Annotated in this window: 16 protein-coding genes; 9 read left to right on the forward strand and 7 right to left on the reverse strand. The window is 31.9% G+C overall.

Annotation, left to right across the window (positions count from 1 at the left end):
- Nucleotides 1-37: 37 nt before the first annotated feature.
- Nucleotides 38-211: a hypothetical protein gene (locus NST10_RS00300; protein WP_001790680.1), complete on the forward strand. Its 174-nt coding sequence runs from the start codon at nucleotides 38-40 to the stop codon at nucleotides 209-211.
- A 191-nt stretch (nucleotides 212-402) separates the two neighbouring features.
- Here NST10_RS00300 and NST10_RS00305 read toward each other — a convergent pair whose 3' ends face one another.
- Both NST10_RS00305 and NST10_RS00310 read right to left on the reverse strand, forming a co-directional pair.
- Nucleotides 403-1,332 carry a manganese-dependent inorganic pyrophosphatase gene (locus NST10_RS00305; protein WP_001140871.1) on the reverse strand — a complete coding sequence of 310 codons (930 nt, stop codon included), beginning with the start codon at nucleotides 1,330-1,332 and terminating at the stop codon, nucleotides 403-405.
- A gap of 52 nt (nucleotides 1,333-1,384) precedes the next feature.
- The gene (locus NST10_RS00310) at nucleotides 1,385-1,945 is read right to left on the reverse strand and encodes an isochorismatase family cysteine hydrolase (protein ID WP_000149686.1); all 561 of its coding nucleotides are present in this window, start codon (nucleotides 1,943-1,945) and stop codon (nucleotides 1,385-1,387) included.
- 372 nt (nucleotides 1,946-2,317) lie between these two features.
- On the opposite strand from NST10_RS00310, the gene NST10_RS00315 reads away from it, so the two are divergent.
- Both NST10_RS00315 and NST10_RS00320 read left to right on the forward strand, forming a co-directional pair.
- Nucleotides 2,318-3,415 (forward strand): glycosyl hydrolase family 28-related protein, encoded by a 1,098-nt coding sequence (locus NST10_RS00315; protein ID WP_000275719.1) that lies wholly within the window; start codon nucleotides 2,318-2,320, stop codon nucleotides 3,413-3,415.
- Between the two features lie 204 nt (nucleotides 3,416-3,619).
- Nucleotides 3,620-5,182, forward strand: coding sequence for an SLC13 family permease (locus tag NST10_RS00320; protein ID WP_000323171.1), 1,563 nt, complete (start codon nucleotides 3,620-3,622; stop codon nucleotides 5,180-5,182).
- A gap of 10 nt (nucleotides 5,183-5,192) precedes the next feature.
- Here NST10_RS00320 and NST10_RS00325 read toward each other — a convergent pair whose 3' ends face one another.
- The 3 genes from NST10_RS00325 to NST10_RS00335 form a co-directional block, all read right to left on the reverse strand.
- On the reverse strand, nucleotides 5,193-5,300 hold the full coding sequence (locus tag NST10_RS00325; RefSeq protein ID WP_031788442.1) for a hypothetical protein: 108 nt from the start codon (nucleotides 5,298-5,300) through the stop codon (nucleotides 5,193-5,195).
- A 71-nt stretch (nucleotides 5,301-5,371) separates the two neighbouring features.
- Nucleotides 5,372-6,166, reverse strand: coding sequence for a prephenate dehydratase (locus tag NST10_RS00330; protein WP_001177832.1), 795 nt, complete (start codon nucleotides 6,164-6,166; stop codon nucleotides 5,372-5,374).
- 19 nt (nucleotides 6,167-6,185) lie between these two features.
- The gene (locus NST10_RS00335) at nucleotides 6,186-7,262 is read right to left on the reverse strand and encodes a nitric oxide synthase oxygenase (RefSeq protein WP_000897633.1); all 1,077 of its coding nucleotides are present in this window, start codon (nucleotides 7,260-7,262) and stop codon (nucleotides 6,186-6,188) included.
- Nucleotides 7,263-7,445: 183 nt separating this feature from the next.
- Between NST10_RS00335 and NST10_RS00340 the strand changes: the two genes are divergently transcribed.
- The 4 genes from NST10_RS00340 (at nucleotide 7,446) to NST10_RS00355 (ending at nucleotide 10,755) form a co-directional block, all read left to right on the forward strand.
- Entirely contained in the window at nucleotides 7,446-8,915 is a 1,470-nt protein-coding gene (locus NST10_RS00340; RefSeq protein WP_000284434.1) for a nicotinate phosphoribosyltransferase, read from the forward strand.
- Nucleotides 8,908-9,729: an ammonia-dependent NAD(+) synthetase gene (gene nadE / locus NST10_RS00345; protein ID WP_000040861.1), complete on the forward strand. Its 822-nt coding sequence runs from the start codon at nucleotides 8,908-8,910 to the stop codon at nucleotides 9,727-9,729. Before NST10_RS00340 ends, nadE begins: the two co-directional genes overlap by 8 nt.
- A 269-nt stretch (nucleotides 9,730-9,998) precedes the next feature.
- The gene (locus tag NST10_RS00350; RefSeq protein ID WP_000011542.1) at nucleotides 9,999-10,601 is read left to right on the forward strand and encodes a DUF2179 domain-containing protein; all 603 of its coding nucleotides are present in this window, start codon (nucleotides 9,999-10,001) and stop codon (nucleotides 10,599-10,601) included.
- Nucleotides 10,582-10,755, forward strand: a complete 174-nt coding sequence (locus tag NST10_RS00355; RefSeq protein WP_000669861.1) for an NETI motif-containing protein — start codon at nucleotides 10,582-10,584, stop codon at nucleotides 10,753-10,755. The genes NST10_RS00350 and NST10_RS00355 overlap by 20 nt, the downstream gene beginning before the upstream one ends.
- 293 nt (nucleotides 10,756-11,048) lie before the next feature.
- On the opposite strand, the gene NST10_RS00360 is transcribed toward NST10_RS00355, so the two are convergent.
- Both NST10_RS00360 and scpA read right to left on the reverse strand, forming a co-directional pair.
- Entirely contained in the window at nucleotides 11,049-11,372 is a 324-nt protein-coding gene (locus NST10_RS00360; protein ID WP_000434532.1) for a staphostatin A, read from the reverse strand.
- A gap of 30 nt (nucleotides 11,373-11,402) precedes the next feature.
- The gene (scpA, locus tag NST10_RS00365) at nucleotides 11,403-12,569 is read right to left on the reverse strand and encodes a cysteine protease staphopain A (protein ID WP_339210508.1); all 1,167 of its coding nucleotides are present in this window, start codon (nucleotides 12,567-12,569) and stop codon (nucleotides 11,403-11,405) included.
- 850 nt (nucleotides 12,570-13,419) lie between these two features.
- Here scpA and purB point away from each other — a divergent pair.
- A complete protein-coding gene (purB, locus tag NST10_RS00370; protein ID WP_000572878.1) occupies nucleotides 13,420-14,715 on the forward strand; it encodes an adenylosuccinate lyase in 1,296 nt (431 codons plus the stop codon).
- Between the two features lie 108 nt (nucleotides 14,716-14,823).
- Nucleotides 14,824-15,126, forward strand: coding sequence for a YerC/YecD family TrpR-related protein (locus NST10_RS00375; RefSeq protein WP_001165363.1), 303 nt, complete (start codon nucleotides 14,824-14,826; stop codon nucleotides 15,124-15,126).
- The last annotated feature ends 9 nt before the right edge of the window (nucleotides 15,127-15,135 follow it).

Here is a 15,135-nt window from a genome sequence, read left to right on the forward strand (position 1 = left end):
CCTTATATGATTATTTTGGAAAAAGTGATTAATTGATTTGAATGTTGTGGCCGTTAATTTTAAATGGTCTTTCGAATTATATATGTTGAAAGTTGAAAATAGAGCGATGAATCGTGTACATAATAATATTTATAACTTTAATCATAACGAAAAAGGTAGGAAGAAAACAAAAATTTATACTCAACATCGCAAATATTTCAAGAAAATGTAAAGGCAAAAGGGGAATTGTATAGAAATCACTAATCTGTGGATTAGGATAGCTAAAGGAATGAAAACTGCTATTGAAAAGGTTGTAAATTAGTCAAACGTAAAAAAAAACAGTTCATTGAAAGTGAAATAAATTCTACTTTAATGAACTGTTAGTTAAATACAACATGTCTATAATTAGACAGTAATATAGTATTATTTTGTTAATGCTTCAGTGATTTGAGGTACGATTTGTTTTTTTCGAGAAACAACACCAGATAAGAAGGCCATGTCATCTTCTAATTGAACATTGAATGCTTCGCCAACTTTATCTTTTTCAGCACCTACAACTAAAATTTTAGAATCACTATTAATGATGTCAGTAACAACAAGTACAAATAAGTCATATTTTTCTTGTGCACTTACAGCTAACATTTCTTTTTCTAAATCTTCTTTACGATTTAACACTTCGTCAAGGTCAACAGCATTAACTTGTGCAATACGAGTCACATAGTCACCCATAGTAAATGATTTAGCATCCATGTTTAATAAGAATTCAACTGATTTATCAGTTGTTGAAGCACCTGCTTTTAACATATCTAAGCCGTACTTTTGAATATCAACTTTAGCAATATCTTTTAATTCTTCAGCTGCTTTAACATCTTGTTGTGTACATGTTGGTGATTTGAAAAGTAAGCTATCTGAAATAATTGCTGATAACATTAAACCAGCAATTTCAGGTTTAATTTCAAAGCCACGTTCTCTAAACATTTTGTATAAAATTGTAGCTGTACAACCAACTGGTTCAGCACGATAACATAAAGGACCAGCAGTTTCGAAATTTGCAATTCTGTGATGATCAATTACATGCTTAATTGTAGCAGAGGCAATCGTATCTGAACTTTGTTGGAATTCGTTATGATCAACTAAGATAACATCTTGGCCATCTAAATCATCCGTTAATAATTCCGGAGCAGGTACATTAAATGTATCTAACGCGAATTGAGTTTCTGCACTCACATCACCTAAACGGTATGCTTTGGCTCCTGAATTACCTCTAAGTTGTTCAAATTCTGCCATAATAATCGCAGATGAAATTGCATCAGTGTCTGGATTCTTATGTCCGAAAATATATGTTTTAGCCATTGTCAAATATCTCCCTTGTATATTGTATTCTTTATAATTATTTTAGCACGATTTAAACGTGTTGTTCTACCTCTGCACCTAATGAGTTTTTGAAATGTGCAAGTGCCCATTCATGCCCTTTTTGATTAAATGAAGCCACTCCCTCAGCAGGTACTGAAATTTTATAGCCTAAGTTGTATGCAGAAATTGCTGTATGTAACACGCAAATGTCGGTACATACACCAACGATTTCGACTTGATTAATACTTCTTTCTCTCAATAAACTATCAAGCGGGGTACCAAAGAACGAATCATAGCGCGTTTTATCAATGAAATGTACATTAGGTTGCGCTTTAATTGTTTCGTATAATTTACCTACTTTACCGTATAATTCTCTACCACTTGTATCTACGATATTGTGTGGTGGGAATAATTTACTTTCAGGATGATGAATGTCATGTAAATAATGTAAATCCATTAAAAAGAATATATGGTCTTGATAATAATTAAAGTCATTGATACGAGAAACAATAAAATCTTCAATATTTTGTCCAGGTTTACCGCATGTTAGTAAGCCGTCGTCTGCGATAAAGTCATATGAATAGTCAACAACTAATAGTGCGCGATGTGTCATTCAACATCTCTCCTATATAATAATAAAATAAACTCCCATCTATTCATAAATGCTAGAGTATTTTTTAACCCTAATGGTTAATATATAAATATAGATTAAGTATATAGATTAATCAACTTTTTTGGAAGAGCAAATCACGCAATCAACAAATATTATAAGATGTTTTTACGATAGCTTTAAAATAGCTGTAATAGAATACTAAATGTGACAAACTTAGAACTAATATCAAGTGTTGATGTTTTCAATATAAAAATGCTAATAGATGGCATCACGAGATTTATGACTATCTGCTAAATCAACCTAACACGATTATAATTTGAATAATTGGTTAATATATGAAGTAATTAGAAAATAGACAAAGGATGACGATTTATGTATATCAATATGAAAGATTATGGGTTAACAGGCATAAACAAAACTAAAGATACTCGAGCAATACAACGTGCGTTAAATCATGGAAGATGTAAACCAACGACAGTTTATATACCGAAAGGGACGTATGATATTTGCAAACCATTAACGATATATGGCAATACAACACTTTTGTTGGATAATGAAACTATTTTACGTCGATGTCATTCTGGTCCGTTATTAAAAAATGGTCATCGCTTTGGTTTTTATCGTGGTTATAATGGACACAGTCATATTCATATTAAAGGCGGCAAGTTTGATATGAATGGCGTATCGTATCCTTATAATAATACAGCTATGTGCATTGGACATGCTGAAGATATTCAATTAATAGGTGTAACCATTAAGAATGTAGTGAGTGGTCATGCAATTGATGCTTGTGGGATTAATGGACTCTATATTAAAAACTGTTCATTTGAAGGATTCGTAGACTATAGTGGCGAACGTTTTTATTCTGAAGCAATACAATTAGACATTCAAGTACCTGGTGCTTTTCCAAAATTCGGAACGACAGATGGTACGATAACGAAAAATGTCATTATCGAAGATTGTTATTTTGGACCTTCAGAATTGCCCGAAATGGGAAGTTGGAATCGTGCTATTGGCTCACATGCAAGTAGACATAATCGTTACTATGAGAATATTAATATTAGAAATAATATATTTGAAGATATACAAGGTTATGCATTAACTCCCTTGAAGTATAAAGATGCTTTCATTATTAATAATAAGTTTATTAACTGTGAGGGTGGTATTAGATATTTAGGAGTTAGAGATGGTAAAAATGCTGCAGATGTGATGACAGGAAAAGACTTAGGTTCCCAAGCAGGAATAAATATGAATATAATTGGAAATGAATTTAAAGGGTCAATGTCTAAAGATGCGATACATGTACGTAATTATAATAATGTTAAACATAAAGATGTATTAATCGTTGGGAATACATTCAATAATTCGACTCAATCAATTCATTTGGAAGATATTGATACAGTGTTTTTAAGTCCTGTTGAAGCGGGTATTCAAGTTACTACAATCAATGTAGATGAAATAAAAAAGTAAAAAGTTTCGCATGACATTAGGATTAAGATTACTGGATAATTTTTGAAAGCGTATTCATAAAACGGTATAAATATGCTATAATAAACCCAATTATCTGATAAAAGGGGTATTTTGACGGTAATGATAATACAAGATAGACAACTTTCTATACTCTAATATAGTGAGTTGAAGTAGCTTGTCATAATCATCATGAGGGGGAAATTTATGGCTTATTTCAATCAACATCAATCAATGATATCGAAAAGGTATTTAACATTCTTTTCAAAATCAAAGAAAAAGAAACCGTTTAGTACGGGACAACTTATTGGACTAATATTAGGTCCATTACTTTTCCTATTAACATTATTGTTCTTTCATCCACAAGACTTACCTTGGAAAGGCGTCTATGTCTTAGCGATTACTTTATGGATTGCGACTTGGTGGATTACTGAAGCAATTCCTATTGCAGCAACGAGCTTATTACCAATTGTGTTATTACCATTAGGTCACATACTTACACCAGAACAAGTATCATCCGAATATGGCAATGATATTATCTTTTTGTTTTTAGGTGGATTTATTTTGGCAATTGCAATGGAAAGATGGAATTTACATACGAGAGTAGCGTTGACAATTATTAATTTAATTGGTGCAAGCACTTCAAAAATATTACTTGGATTCATGGTGGCAACAGGATTCTTATCTATGTTTGTATCGAACACTGCAGCTGTAATGATCATGATTCCGATTGGTTTAGCAATTATTAAGGAAGCACATGATTTACAAGAAGCCAATACGAATCAAACAAGTATTCAAAAGTTTGAAAAATCTCTAGTTTTAGCAATTGGCTATGCAGGTACGATTGGCGGATTAGGTACACTTATCGGAACGCCGCCGCTAATTATTTTAAAAGGACAATACATGCAACATTTTGGACATGAAATTAGTTTTGCTAAATGGATGATTGTAGGGATTCCAACGGTCATTGTATTGTTAGGTATTACTTGGCTCTATTTAAGATATGTTGCGTTTAGACATGATTTGAAATATTTACCTGGTGGTCAGACGTTAATTAAACAAAAGTTAGACGAGCTTGGCAAAATGAAGTATGAAGAAAAGGTAGTACAAACTATCTTTGTACTTGCCAGCTTATTATGGATTACAAGAGAGTTTCTTCTGAAAAAATGGGAAGTTACGTCATCCGTTGCAGATGGTACGATTGCTATTTTTATATCAATATTATTATTTATTATTCCAGCTAAAAATACTGAAAAACATCGCCGTATCATTGACTGGGAAGTTGCAAAAGAGCTCCCTTGGGGTGTATTAATTTTATTTGGTGGCGGTTTAGCATTAGCGAAAGGTATTTCTGAAAGTGGTTTAGCAAAATGGTTAGGCGAACAGTTGAAATCATTAAATGGTGTCAGCCCGATTCTTATTGTAATCGTCATAACTATCTTTGTCCTATTTTTAACTGAAGTGACATCTAATACCGCAACTGCAACGATGATTTTACCGATTTTAGCAACGTTATCTGTTGCTGTTGGAGTGCATCCATTACTACTTATGGCACCTGCAGCTATGGCGGCTAACTGTGCATACATGTTACCAGTAGGGACACCACCAAATGCAATTATCTTTGGTTCAGGTAAAATATCTATCAAACAAATGGCATCAGTAGGATTCTGGGTAAACTTAATCAGTGCAATAATTATTATTTTAGTCGTGTATTATATAATGCCTATAGTTTTAGGTATTGATATAAATCAACCACTGCCATTGAAATAGTAATTGCAGATTAGAACGAAAAATAAAATGTTACATTAGCAATTGCTTGAACGAGTGGTAACGAAACGTATACCGTAGCATCGTGTAAAAACAATACAAACAAAAGAAAGTCAACCAAGGATGGATTCCTATTTTAATCCTTGGTTGACTCTTTATTTTATTTAAATTGTAGAACCTAGAAAATAAAGTTTAATTAAAAGCACCAATCATTTCTACTTTGAAATCTAAGGTTTCTAAAATAGCAATGACTTTCTTTATATCGGTTGTAATTGCAGAATCAGCCTGAACGAAAAATCGATACATACCTAATTGTGTTTTTAAAGGACGAGACTCAATCCAGGATAAATTAATATTAAACAAAGCAAATGTATTAAGCACACTTGCTAACAACCCAGGTTTATCATGCATTGGTGTAATTAAAAACATCAATGATGTCGCATTTTGATCAAATTGCTGCTGATTTTTTATAACTAAAAAACGTGTCACGTTATGTGGATAGTCTTCAATATGTGTATCAATAGGTGTAAAACCATAAGCTTCACCACTACCTAAAGGTGCAATTGCTGCAACGCCATTTTCAATTTTAGTCAAACTTTGAATTGTACTGTCGACATAATCATAGTCAAATTGATGTTGATGTATGTAATTTGTTGTTTGACTGATTGCTGGTGCAATAGAATACACTTTTTTAATATCAGAAATGGTGTTCGAACCATTACCATATAATGCAAAGTTAATATCTAAACGTATTTCACCGTGTGCAAAGACATCTTGCTGTGCAAGTGCATCTGCCACAATGTTGATTGTTCCTTCTATAGAATTTTCAATAGGGACAACACCAATCGATGTGTCATCATCTGCAACTGACTTGATGACTTCAAATAAATTTGACTTTGGTTGAAAAGTTGCTTCATTTTCAGAAAAATACTGACGACAAGCCAAATATGAAAATGTACCTTTAGGGCCTAAATAATATAATTGCATATGCTATACCTCTACTAACTTAATGATGGAAAGGGCACTGGTTAGCATTTGATTTTTTCTTTTTATAGAAAAAGTTTGGATCTTTTACTGTATTGTCATATCCGTGATGATAATTTGACGTCAATGTTGGAGATAATGGCGGTGCTAGCCAAGACCATTTTCCGGTAACTTGACGACCTTGTTGTGCTTCATTACGTTCGAATAGTTCGAATTGCTTTGCAGCGGTCAAATGATCGACAATTGATACGCCTTCTTTTTTAAAGGAATGATACACAGCATAGTTCAATTCAACAAGTGCTCGATCTTTATTAAATGAATTATTTTTAAGTGTATCAAATTCAAACGCATCTGCAACTTTTTCTAGTAAATTGTAACGGTAATCATCAATAAAGTTACGTACGCCAATTTCAGTTACCATATACCAACCGTTAAAGGGGGCAGTTGGATACACAATGCCACCGATTTTTAAGTCCATATTGGAAATGATAGGGACTGCATACCATTTTAAGTTCAATTTTCTTAATTTTGGATAATGATCATGTTCAATAGGTACTTCTTTAATTAATGACGTAGGATATTCGTAATATTTAACTGACTCATTAGGTAATTGGTAAATCAGTGGTAACACGTCAAAATTAGTACCTTTTCCTTTCCAACCTAAGTGATTTGCTAAGCGTGTAACTTCTTTTTCAGCAGGATCACCACAATTGTCATAGCCAGCATAGCGAATTAATTGATTGTTGAAAATTTTAGGTCCATCCTTTGGAGCATATATAGTAATATACGGCTTTAATTTACCTTCATTAGTAGCCTGTGCAATATGATAATTAATTGATGATAAGAACGATGCTTCGTCAGTAACATCTCTTGCATCAATGACATTTAACGAATCCCAAAATAAACGACCAATGCAACGATTTGAATTACGCCAAGCCATTTTAGCACCATAAATAAGTTCTTCTTCTGTATGTGTATATGTCCCAGTTTCTTTTATTTCTAGTTCAATGTCATGTAAACGTTTATTGATAATTTGCGTTTCATAATGACACTCTTTATACATGTTTTCTATGAAAGCTTGAGCCTCTTTAAATAACATTAACAACACCTCGCTTTATATTATAGTCTACATTATTAAAATACTCTTAAAAATTATGTATATGTCATTAAATTGTTGGTTGATTTTAATTAAAAGTATGGAAATTAAGGGGCTCTTATGTATATAAAAAAATGAATTATGATAAAATGTAAGAAAATATTTAGGTCGATTGGAGAGATACGAGTGTACCAATTAGAAGACGACAGTTTAATGTTACATAATGACTTATATCAAATAAATATGGCTGAAAGTTATTGGAATGATAATATTCATGAAAAAATGGCTGTATTTGATTTATATTTTAGAAAAATGCCATTTAATAGTGGCTATGCTGTTTTTAATGGTTTAAAACGCGTCATTGATTTTATAGAACATTTTGGATTTTCAGAATCTGATTTGGAATATTTAAAGTCTATTGGCTACAAGGATGATTTCTTATCATATTTAAAAGATTTAAAATTCACTGGCAGCATCCGTTCGATGCAAGAAGGCGAATTATGCTTTGGTAACGAACCATTGTTACGCGTAGAAGCACCATTGATTCAAGCGCAATTAATAGAAACAATTTTATTAAACATTGTAAATTTCCATACACTAATTACAACAAAGGCTAGTAGAATTCGTCAAATTGCATCAAATGATAAATTAATGGAGTTTGGTACACGTCGTGCGCAAGAAATTGATGCAGCATTGTGGGGCGCTAGAGCTGCTTACATCGGGGGCTTTGATTCTACAAGTAATGTTAGGGCGGGTAAATTATTTGGTATACCTGTGTCTGGTACACATGCACACGCATTTGTCCAAACTTATGGAGATGAATATGTTGCCTTCAAAAAATATGCTGAAAGACATAAAAATTGTGTGTTCCTAGTAGATACATTCCATACTTTAAAATCTGGCGTGCCAAATGCAATAAAAGTTGCAAAAGAATTAGGTGACAAAATTAACTTTGTAGGTATTCGATTGGATTCTGGAGATATCGCTTATTTATCTAAAGAGGCCAGACGTATGCTTGATGAAGCAGGATTTACTGAAACTAAAATTATCGCGTCTAATGATTTGGATGAAGAAACGATTACGAGTTTGAAAGCACAAGGTGCAAAAGTAGATTCTTGGGGCGTTGGTACAAAGCTGATTACAGGATACGATCAACCAGCATTAGGTGCAGTATATAAACTTGTAGCTATTGAAAATGAAGATGGTTCATATAGTGATCGTATTAAATTATCAAATAACGCTGAAAAGGTTACTACGCCAGGTAAGAAAAATGTATATCGCATTATAAACAAGAAAACAGGTAAGGCAGAAGGCGATTATATTACTTTGGAAAATGAAAATCCATACGATGAACAACCTTTAAAATTATTCCATCCAGTGTATACTTATAAAATGAAATTTATAAAATCTTTCGAAGCCATTGATTTGCATCATAATATTTATGAAAATGGTAAATTAGTGTATCAAATTCCAACAGAAGATGAATCACGTGATTATTTAGCACAAGGATTACAATCCATTTGGGATGAAAACAAGCGTTTCTTAAATCCACAAGAGTACCCAGTCGATTTAAGTAAAGCATGTTGGGATAATAAACATAAACGTATTTTCGAAGTGGCGGAACATGTTAAGGAGATGGAAGAAGATAATGAGTAAATTACAAGACGTTATTGTACAAGAAATGAAAGTGAAAAAGCGTATCGACAGTGCGGAAGAAATTGCTGAGTTAAAACAATTTATAAAAAGTTATGTCCAATCACATTCATTTATAAAATCTTTAGTGTTAGGTATTTCAGGAGGACAAGATTCTACATTAGTTGGAAAATTAGTGCAAATGTCTGTTAACGAATTACGTGAAGAAGGCATTGATTGTACGTTTATTGCAGTTAAATTACCTTATGGAGTTCAAAAAGATGCTGATGAAGTTGAGCAAGCTTTACAATTCATTGAGCCAGATGAAATAGTAACAGTCAATATTAAGCCTGCAGTTGATCAAAGTGTGCAATCATTGAAAGAAGCTGGGATTGTCCTAACAGACTTCCAAAAAGGTAATGAAAAGGCTCGCGAACGTATGAAAGTACAATTTTCAATTGCTTCAAACCGACAAGGTATTGTAGTAGGAACAGATCATTCAGCTGAAAATATAACTGGTTTTTATACGAAATATGGTGATGGTGCTGCAGATATTGCACCTATATTCGGTTTGAATAAGCGCCAAGGTCGTCAGTTATTAGCTTATCTTGGTGCACCAAAACAATTGTATGAAAAAACACCAACTGCTGATTTAGAAGATGACAAACCACAGCTTCCAGATGAAGATGCATTAGGTGTAACTTATGAGGCGATTGATAATTATTTAGAAGGTAAGCCAGTTACGCCAGAAGAACAAAAAGTAATTGAAAATCATTATATACGGAATGCACACAAACGTGAACTTGCATATACAAGATACACGTGGCCAAAATCCTAATTTAATTTTTTCTTCTAACGTGTGCCTTAAATTAAATATGAGTTAGAATTAATAACGTTAAACCACATTCAACTAGGCTACTTCAGTATATAAATTGATAATGTATGAAATAAAGTAAGTATGTTCATTTGAGAATAAATTTTATTTATGACAAATTCGCTATTTATTTATGAGAGTTTTCGTACTATATTATATTAATATGCATTTATTAAGGTTAGTTTGAAGCAGTTTGATATTTAAAGTGTAATTGAAAGAGAGTGGGGCGCCTTATGTCATTCGTAACAGAAAATCCATGGTTAATGGTACTAACTATATTTATCATTAACGTTTGTTATGTAACGTTTTTAACGATGCGAACAATTTTAACGTTGAAAGGTTATCGTTATATTGCTGCATCAGTTAGTTTTTTAGAAGTATTAGTTTATATCGTTGGTTTAGGTTTGGTTATGTCTAATTTAGACCATATTCAAAATATTATTGCCTACGCATTTGGTTTTTCAATAGGTATCATTGTTGGTATGAAAATAGAAGAAAAACTGGCATTAGGTTATACAGTTGTAAATGTAACTTCAGCAGAATATGAGTTAGATTTACCGAATGAACTTCGAAATTTAGGATATGGCGTTACGCACTATGCTGCATTTGGTAGAGATGGTAGTCGTATGGTGATGCAAATTTTAACACCAAGAAAATATGAACGTAAATTGATGGATACGATAAAAAATTTAGATCCGAAAGCATTTATCATTGCGTATGAACCTCGAAACATACATGGTGGATTCTGGACTAAAGGCATTCGTCGTAGAAAGCTTAAAGACTATGAACCAGAAGAACTGGAAAGTGTAGTAGAACATGAAATTCAAAGTAAATGAGAACGAAACAATTGCAGATTGTTTGTCACGAATGAAAATGCAAGGGTATATGCCGGTAAAACGTATTGAAAAACCCGTGTTTCAGGAGCAAAAAGATGGCACGGTTGAAGTATCACATCAAGAAATCATTTTTGTAGGTAAGAAAATCCAATAACATAATCCAATTTAAATAAAGACTATTTGAGGAGGAAAGGCTATTCAAAGTTTGAGTAATTTTACTTTGAATAGCCTATGTGTTTATACATGCAAGATGCTCGATCCATATTGTATGAGAAACCCCCAGCAAGCTATATAAAGTATATGCTGGGGGTTCTTAATATTTTAAAATCATTGTTAAATTATATATATCGTCGCTTTTTCTAAAAAAATCTCATTGCATGAAATTTTTTCTTCCTAGAGTCCTTTAATAAGAGTAATAGTTTACTTAAATATATCTAGATAGTCTTATTATTTATGCTTAATGAAAGTCATTCTAGGAGAAGTTCCTAAAGCTTCTGTGTTCATAATTGTTAGTAGTATTTTATTATCATTTGGTATAAATATTTCAATAACAATTGAGCTATTATTTTTATTATATAATGTGAGTTGTTTGTGTTCTGTATTTATATATTTGCAAATGTAATCAGAATCGTCTGAGGTACTGAGAATAAATTTTAAAGGGCTATCATTTAAATCTTGAGGATGCCATTCTCCCTCAATAATATTAAGATAATACTTAGCCTCTGAATTACATTTGAATTTATCAATACTAAATAATTCAAATTGTTCCATAATATTATTTACCTTTCTAAAATACAAATTTTAATAACCATAAATAGATGAATACCATTGATAATGGTCGCCATTGGATACTGGAATAACATTGTTTTTAGCATCTTGAGTCATAAAACCATTATCCCATGGATTCCATATAATTATAACCTCTTGTCCATTGTTTAATTTAGCGTTCCCAACAACTGCCATAGCATGCCCTGCGTGCATACCATTTCTTGATTCTACTCTACTACCTAAAATAGCAATTCCTTTATTATTTTTAGTAAGATTGTCAACTTCATTATATGTAGTCATTCTATTAAGAAGTTGTGGACTTCTTCCCTGAGTTTGTCCAAAATAAATCATCTCTCTTGGCGTTAAACCAGTAAATTGGAATTGTTGTCCTTGTAAGTTTGGGTGTAAAAATCTCATCACAGCTTCTGCATGATATTTGTTAGTATTATAAGTCGCATTTAGTAATGCAGACATCGTATAGCCTGCACACCAACCATTGTTACCTTGAGTTTCTCTTATCTTGAAATTCTCAAGTTTATTTACATATTGCTTGTTGTAAGTATAATTATTACTTTTAAATTGACTAGTTGGCATAGTGACAGAAGCTTTTTGCTTTAGTTGCGTTACATTATTGCCAGTAGGTATACTCTCGGTCTTTTTTGCCTTTTTATCTTCTAGACGTGGTGTTTTTAGTACTAGTTTAGCTTTATGATTTTGAGTAACCACATAGTAACCTTTTGAGTTTGTCAAAATAGTAATTTGTTGATCTTTATATTCATTTAAGGCTTTAGATAAAAATGAAGAAACATTGATTGTGTATTTAGAAGATGAACTAGAATCCTTAGTGACTTTTGGTGAAATTGTAACTATATAATCGATATTACCTTCAGTGTTCAAAACAGGAAAATAATAATTACCATCACTCTTTTTGTTGAATTTATAAATTTTAAAAGGTTCACCAAGTGTATACGAGGCTTTCTCTTTATTATAGATTTTATCAAGTGAAGTAACATAAGAAAGATAGTCTTTTTGCGCTAAATTACGTACGTCAGTTGGAACACTCTTGTCCTCGACATTAACTTGCACATGCCTCTTATCTTTTGCTTTGATATTTGAATTGCTCTCAGCGTTTGCAATAGGGGTAATACTTAAAGAAAATATTAAACTTAAAGCTATTAATTTTGGAAAGTTTCTTTTCATATAAAAACTCCTTTCTTTTATTATAAAATAATTATATTAAATTTAGTTAAGAATTTCAATATAAATTTTTAATCTATGTTTAAAAAATATTTAATTATTAGACATTATCAGTTTATGCAATAATTTAGTAGCTTATTTACTAAATTGCAAACATCTCATTCAATAATTAATATGATCGAACGTTTCATGAAAATATGTTAGTCGATTTTGAAAGAAACGTAGTTAATTGATGTCTGTCTATAAAAATTTACTATTAAGAAAATCTCTGAGTACTTTTCTATAATCACTTTCGTATTTATACGACTCGAGCAGTTCAATATTAATTGCTTATATTTAAAATGCCATACCTATGCAATTCTTTTTGTGAGTAGAAAATTTGTTATATTAGAAGCGAATAATTTTAAAACACATTATGGAATGTAAGAAGGAATATTATGAAACTAGGAAAAGTAGATTGTTGAAAATTCTATACAATATGAGAAGTAAAGTGAATAATATCTGGTATTACTAAAGCTATTGATTGTCCTAATTGTAATAAAAAGGTGGATAGTCTAGGTGAGGGGAGAAAAACTAAAATGCAATAATATATTCTTAATGGATCATTATAAATACCAATTAGATTAAAGTGTTGCGAACATTTACAATTAGAAATCAGTATTAATCTGCCATAGATAATTGTATTAATGTAAAAAATAAAATAGAATGAGAATATACGGAAATTTTTTATACATTTATAACCAATTCTGTTAAACTGTGAAGAGTAGAGTTAAAAACGAACTTTTTATTTATTTTTATTAAAAATGTTCTGTTTTTGAAAATTCGAGTATACATACGATAGGAGTTAAAAAAAATGATTGAACGTTATTCTAGAGAAGAAATGTCTAATATTTGGACTGATCAAAATCGCTATGAAGCATGGTTAGAAGTGGAAATTTTAGCATGTGAGGCATGGAGTGAATTAGGACATATACCGAAAGCTGACGTACAAAAAATTCGTCAAAACGCAAAGGTAAATGTCGAACGTGCACAAGAAATTGAACAAGAAACGCGCCATGATGTTGTAGCCTTTACTAGACAAGTTTCTGAAACGCTAGGTGAAGAACGTAAGTGGGTACATTATGGTTTAACTTCTACTGATGTTGTAGATACAGCTTTAAGTTTCGTTATTAAACAAGCAAATGACATTATTGAAAAAGATTTAGAAAGATTTATCGACGTTTTAGCTGAAAAAGCAAAAAATTATAAATATACATTGATGATGGGACGTACACATGGAGTGCATGCAGAACCAACTACATTTGGTGTCAAAATGGCATTGTGGTACACGGAAATGCAACGTAACTTACAACGTTTCAAACAAGTAAGAGAAGAAATTGAAGTAGGGAAAATGAGTGGTGCAGTAGGTACTTTTGCTAACATTCCTCCTGAAATAGAAAGTTATGTGTGTAAACATTTAGGTATTGGCACAGCGCCTGTATCAACGCAAACATTGCAACGCGATCGACATGCATACTATATTGCGACATTAGCATTAATCGCAACTTCACTAGAAAAATTTGCCGTTGAAATTCGTAACCTTCAAAAAACCGAAACAAGAGAAGTTGAAGAAGCATTTGCAAAAGGTCAAAAAGGTTCATCTGCAATGCCTCATAAACGAAATCCAATTGGTTCTGAAAATATCACAGGTATTTCAAGAGTAATTCGTGGTTATATTACTACAGCTTATGAGAATGTGCCATTATGGCATGAAAGAGATATTTCTCATTCTTCAGCTGAGCGTATTATGTTACCAGATGTTACAATAGCACTAGATTATGCATTGAATCGTTTCACAAATATTGTGGACCGTTTAACTGTATTTGAAGATAATATGCGTAATAACATAGATAAAACATTTGGTCTGATTTTCTCACAACGTGTCTTATTAGCATTAATTAATAAAGGTATGGTCCGTGAAGAAGCATACGACAAAGTACAACCAAAAGCGATGATATCTTGGGAAACGAAAACACCTTTCCGTGAATTAATCGAACAAGATGAGTCTATTACAAGTGTTTTAACAAAAGAAGAATTGGATGAATGTTTCGATCCTAAACATCATTTGAATCAAGTTGACACTATTTTCGAACGCGCTGGATTAGCATAAAATTAAATAAAGTAACGATTCAGATTTAATAAAATATAAATCGCTACACTTTAATAGGTTAATGCGTTAAAATGACATAAAGAATAAAATTATAGGGGTTGTTTCGATATGCAAATTGAAAAATTACGAGGTGCAGCGTTAGATGAATTGTTTGATGCAATACTAACGTTAGAAAATAGAGAAGAATGTTACCAATTTTTCGATGATTTGTGTACTGTAAATGAAATTCAATCACTGTCTCAACGATTACAAGTTGCTAAAATGATTAAGCAAGGTTATACCTATGCAACGATTGAACAAGAATCTGGAGCATCGACTGCAACGATTTCTAGAGTGAAGCGTTCATTACAATGGGGTAATGATGCTTATACAATGATTTTAGATCGTATGAATATTGAAACAAATGAATAATAAATGAAC

The sequence above is a fragment of the Staphylococcus sp. FSL W8-0305 genome, assembly GCF_037966415.1.
GTDB classification, from domain to species: Bacteria; Bacillota; Bacilli; order Staphylococcales; family Staphylococcaceae; genus Staphylococcus; species Staphylococcus aureus.

Bases quoted from the DNA above. Each gene is read 5' to 3' on its own strand.
- purB (WP_000572878.1), top strand. From the start codon at position 13,420: ATGATTGAACGTTATTCTAGAGAAGAAATGTCTAATATTTGGACTGAT.
- NST10_RS00335 (WP_000897633.1), bottom strand. From the start codon at position 7,262: ATGTTATTTAAAGAGGCTCAAGCTTTCATAGAAAACATGTATAAAGAG.
- NST10_RS00360 (WP_000434532.1), bottom strand. From the start codon at position 11,372: ATGGAACAATTTGAATTATTTAGTATTGATAAATTCAAATGTAATTCA.
- NST10_RS00330 (WP_001177832.1), bottom strand. From the start codon at position 6,166: ATGCAATTATATTATTTAGGCCCTAAAGGTACATTTTCATATTTGGCT.
- NST10_RS00315 (WP_000275719.1), top strand. From the start codon at position 2,318: ATGTATATCAATATGAAAGATTATGGGTTAACAGGCATAAACAAAACT.
- NST10_RS00350 (WP_000011542.1), top strand. From the start codon at position 9,999: ATGTCATTCGTAACAGAAAATCCATGGTTAATGGTACTAACTATATTT.
- NST10_RS00305 (WP_001140871.1), bottom strand. From the start codon at position 1,332: ATGGCTAAAACATATATTTTCGGACATAAGAATCCAGACACTGATGCA.
- NST10_RS00310 (WP_000149686.1), bottom strand. From the start codon at position 1,945: ATGACACATCGCGCACTATTAGTTGTTGACTATTCATATGACTTTATC.
- NST10_RS00320 (WP_000323171.1), top strand. From the start codon at position 3,620: ATGGCTTATTTCAATCAACATCAATCAATGATATCGAAAAGGTATTTA.
- nadE (WP_000040861.1), top strand. From the start codon at position 8,908: ATGAGTAAATTACAAGACGTTATTGTACAAGAAATGAAAGTGAAAAAG.
- scpA (WP_339210508.1), bottom strand. From the start codon at position 12,569: ATGAAAAGAAACTTTCCAAAATTAATAGCTTTAAGTTTAATATTTTCT.
- NST10_RS00355 (WP_000669861.1), top strand. From the start codon at position 10,582: ATGAAATTCAAAGTAAATGAGAACGAAACAATTGCAGATTGTTTGTCA.
- NST10_RS00375 (WP_001165363.1), top strand. From the start codon at position 14,824: ATGCAAATTGAAAAATTACGAGGTGCAGCGTTAGATGAATTGTTTGAT.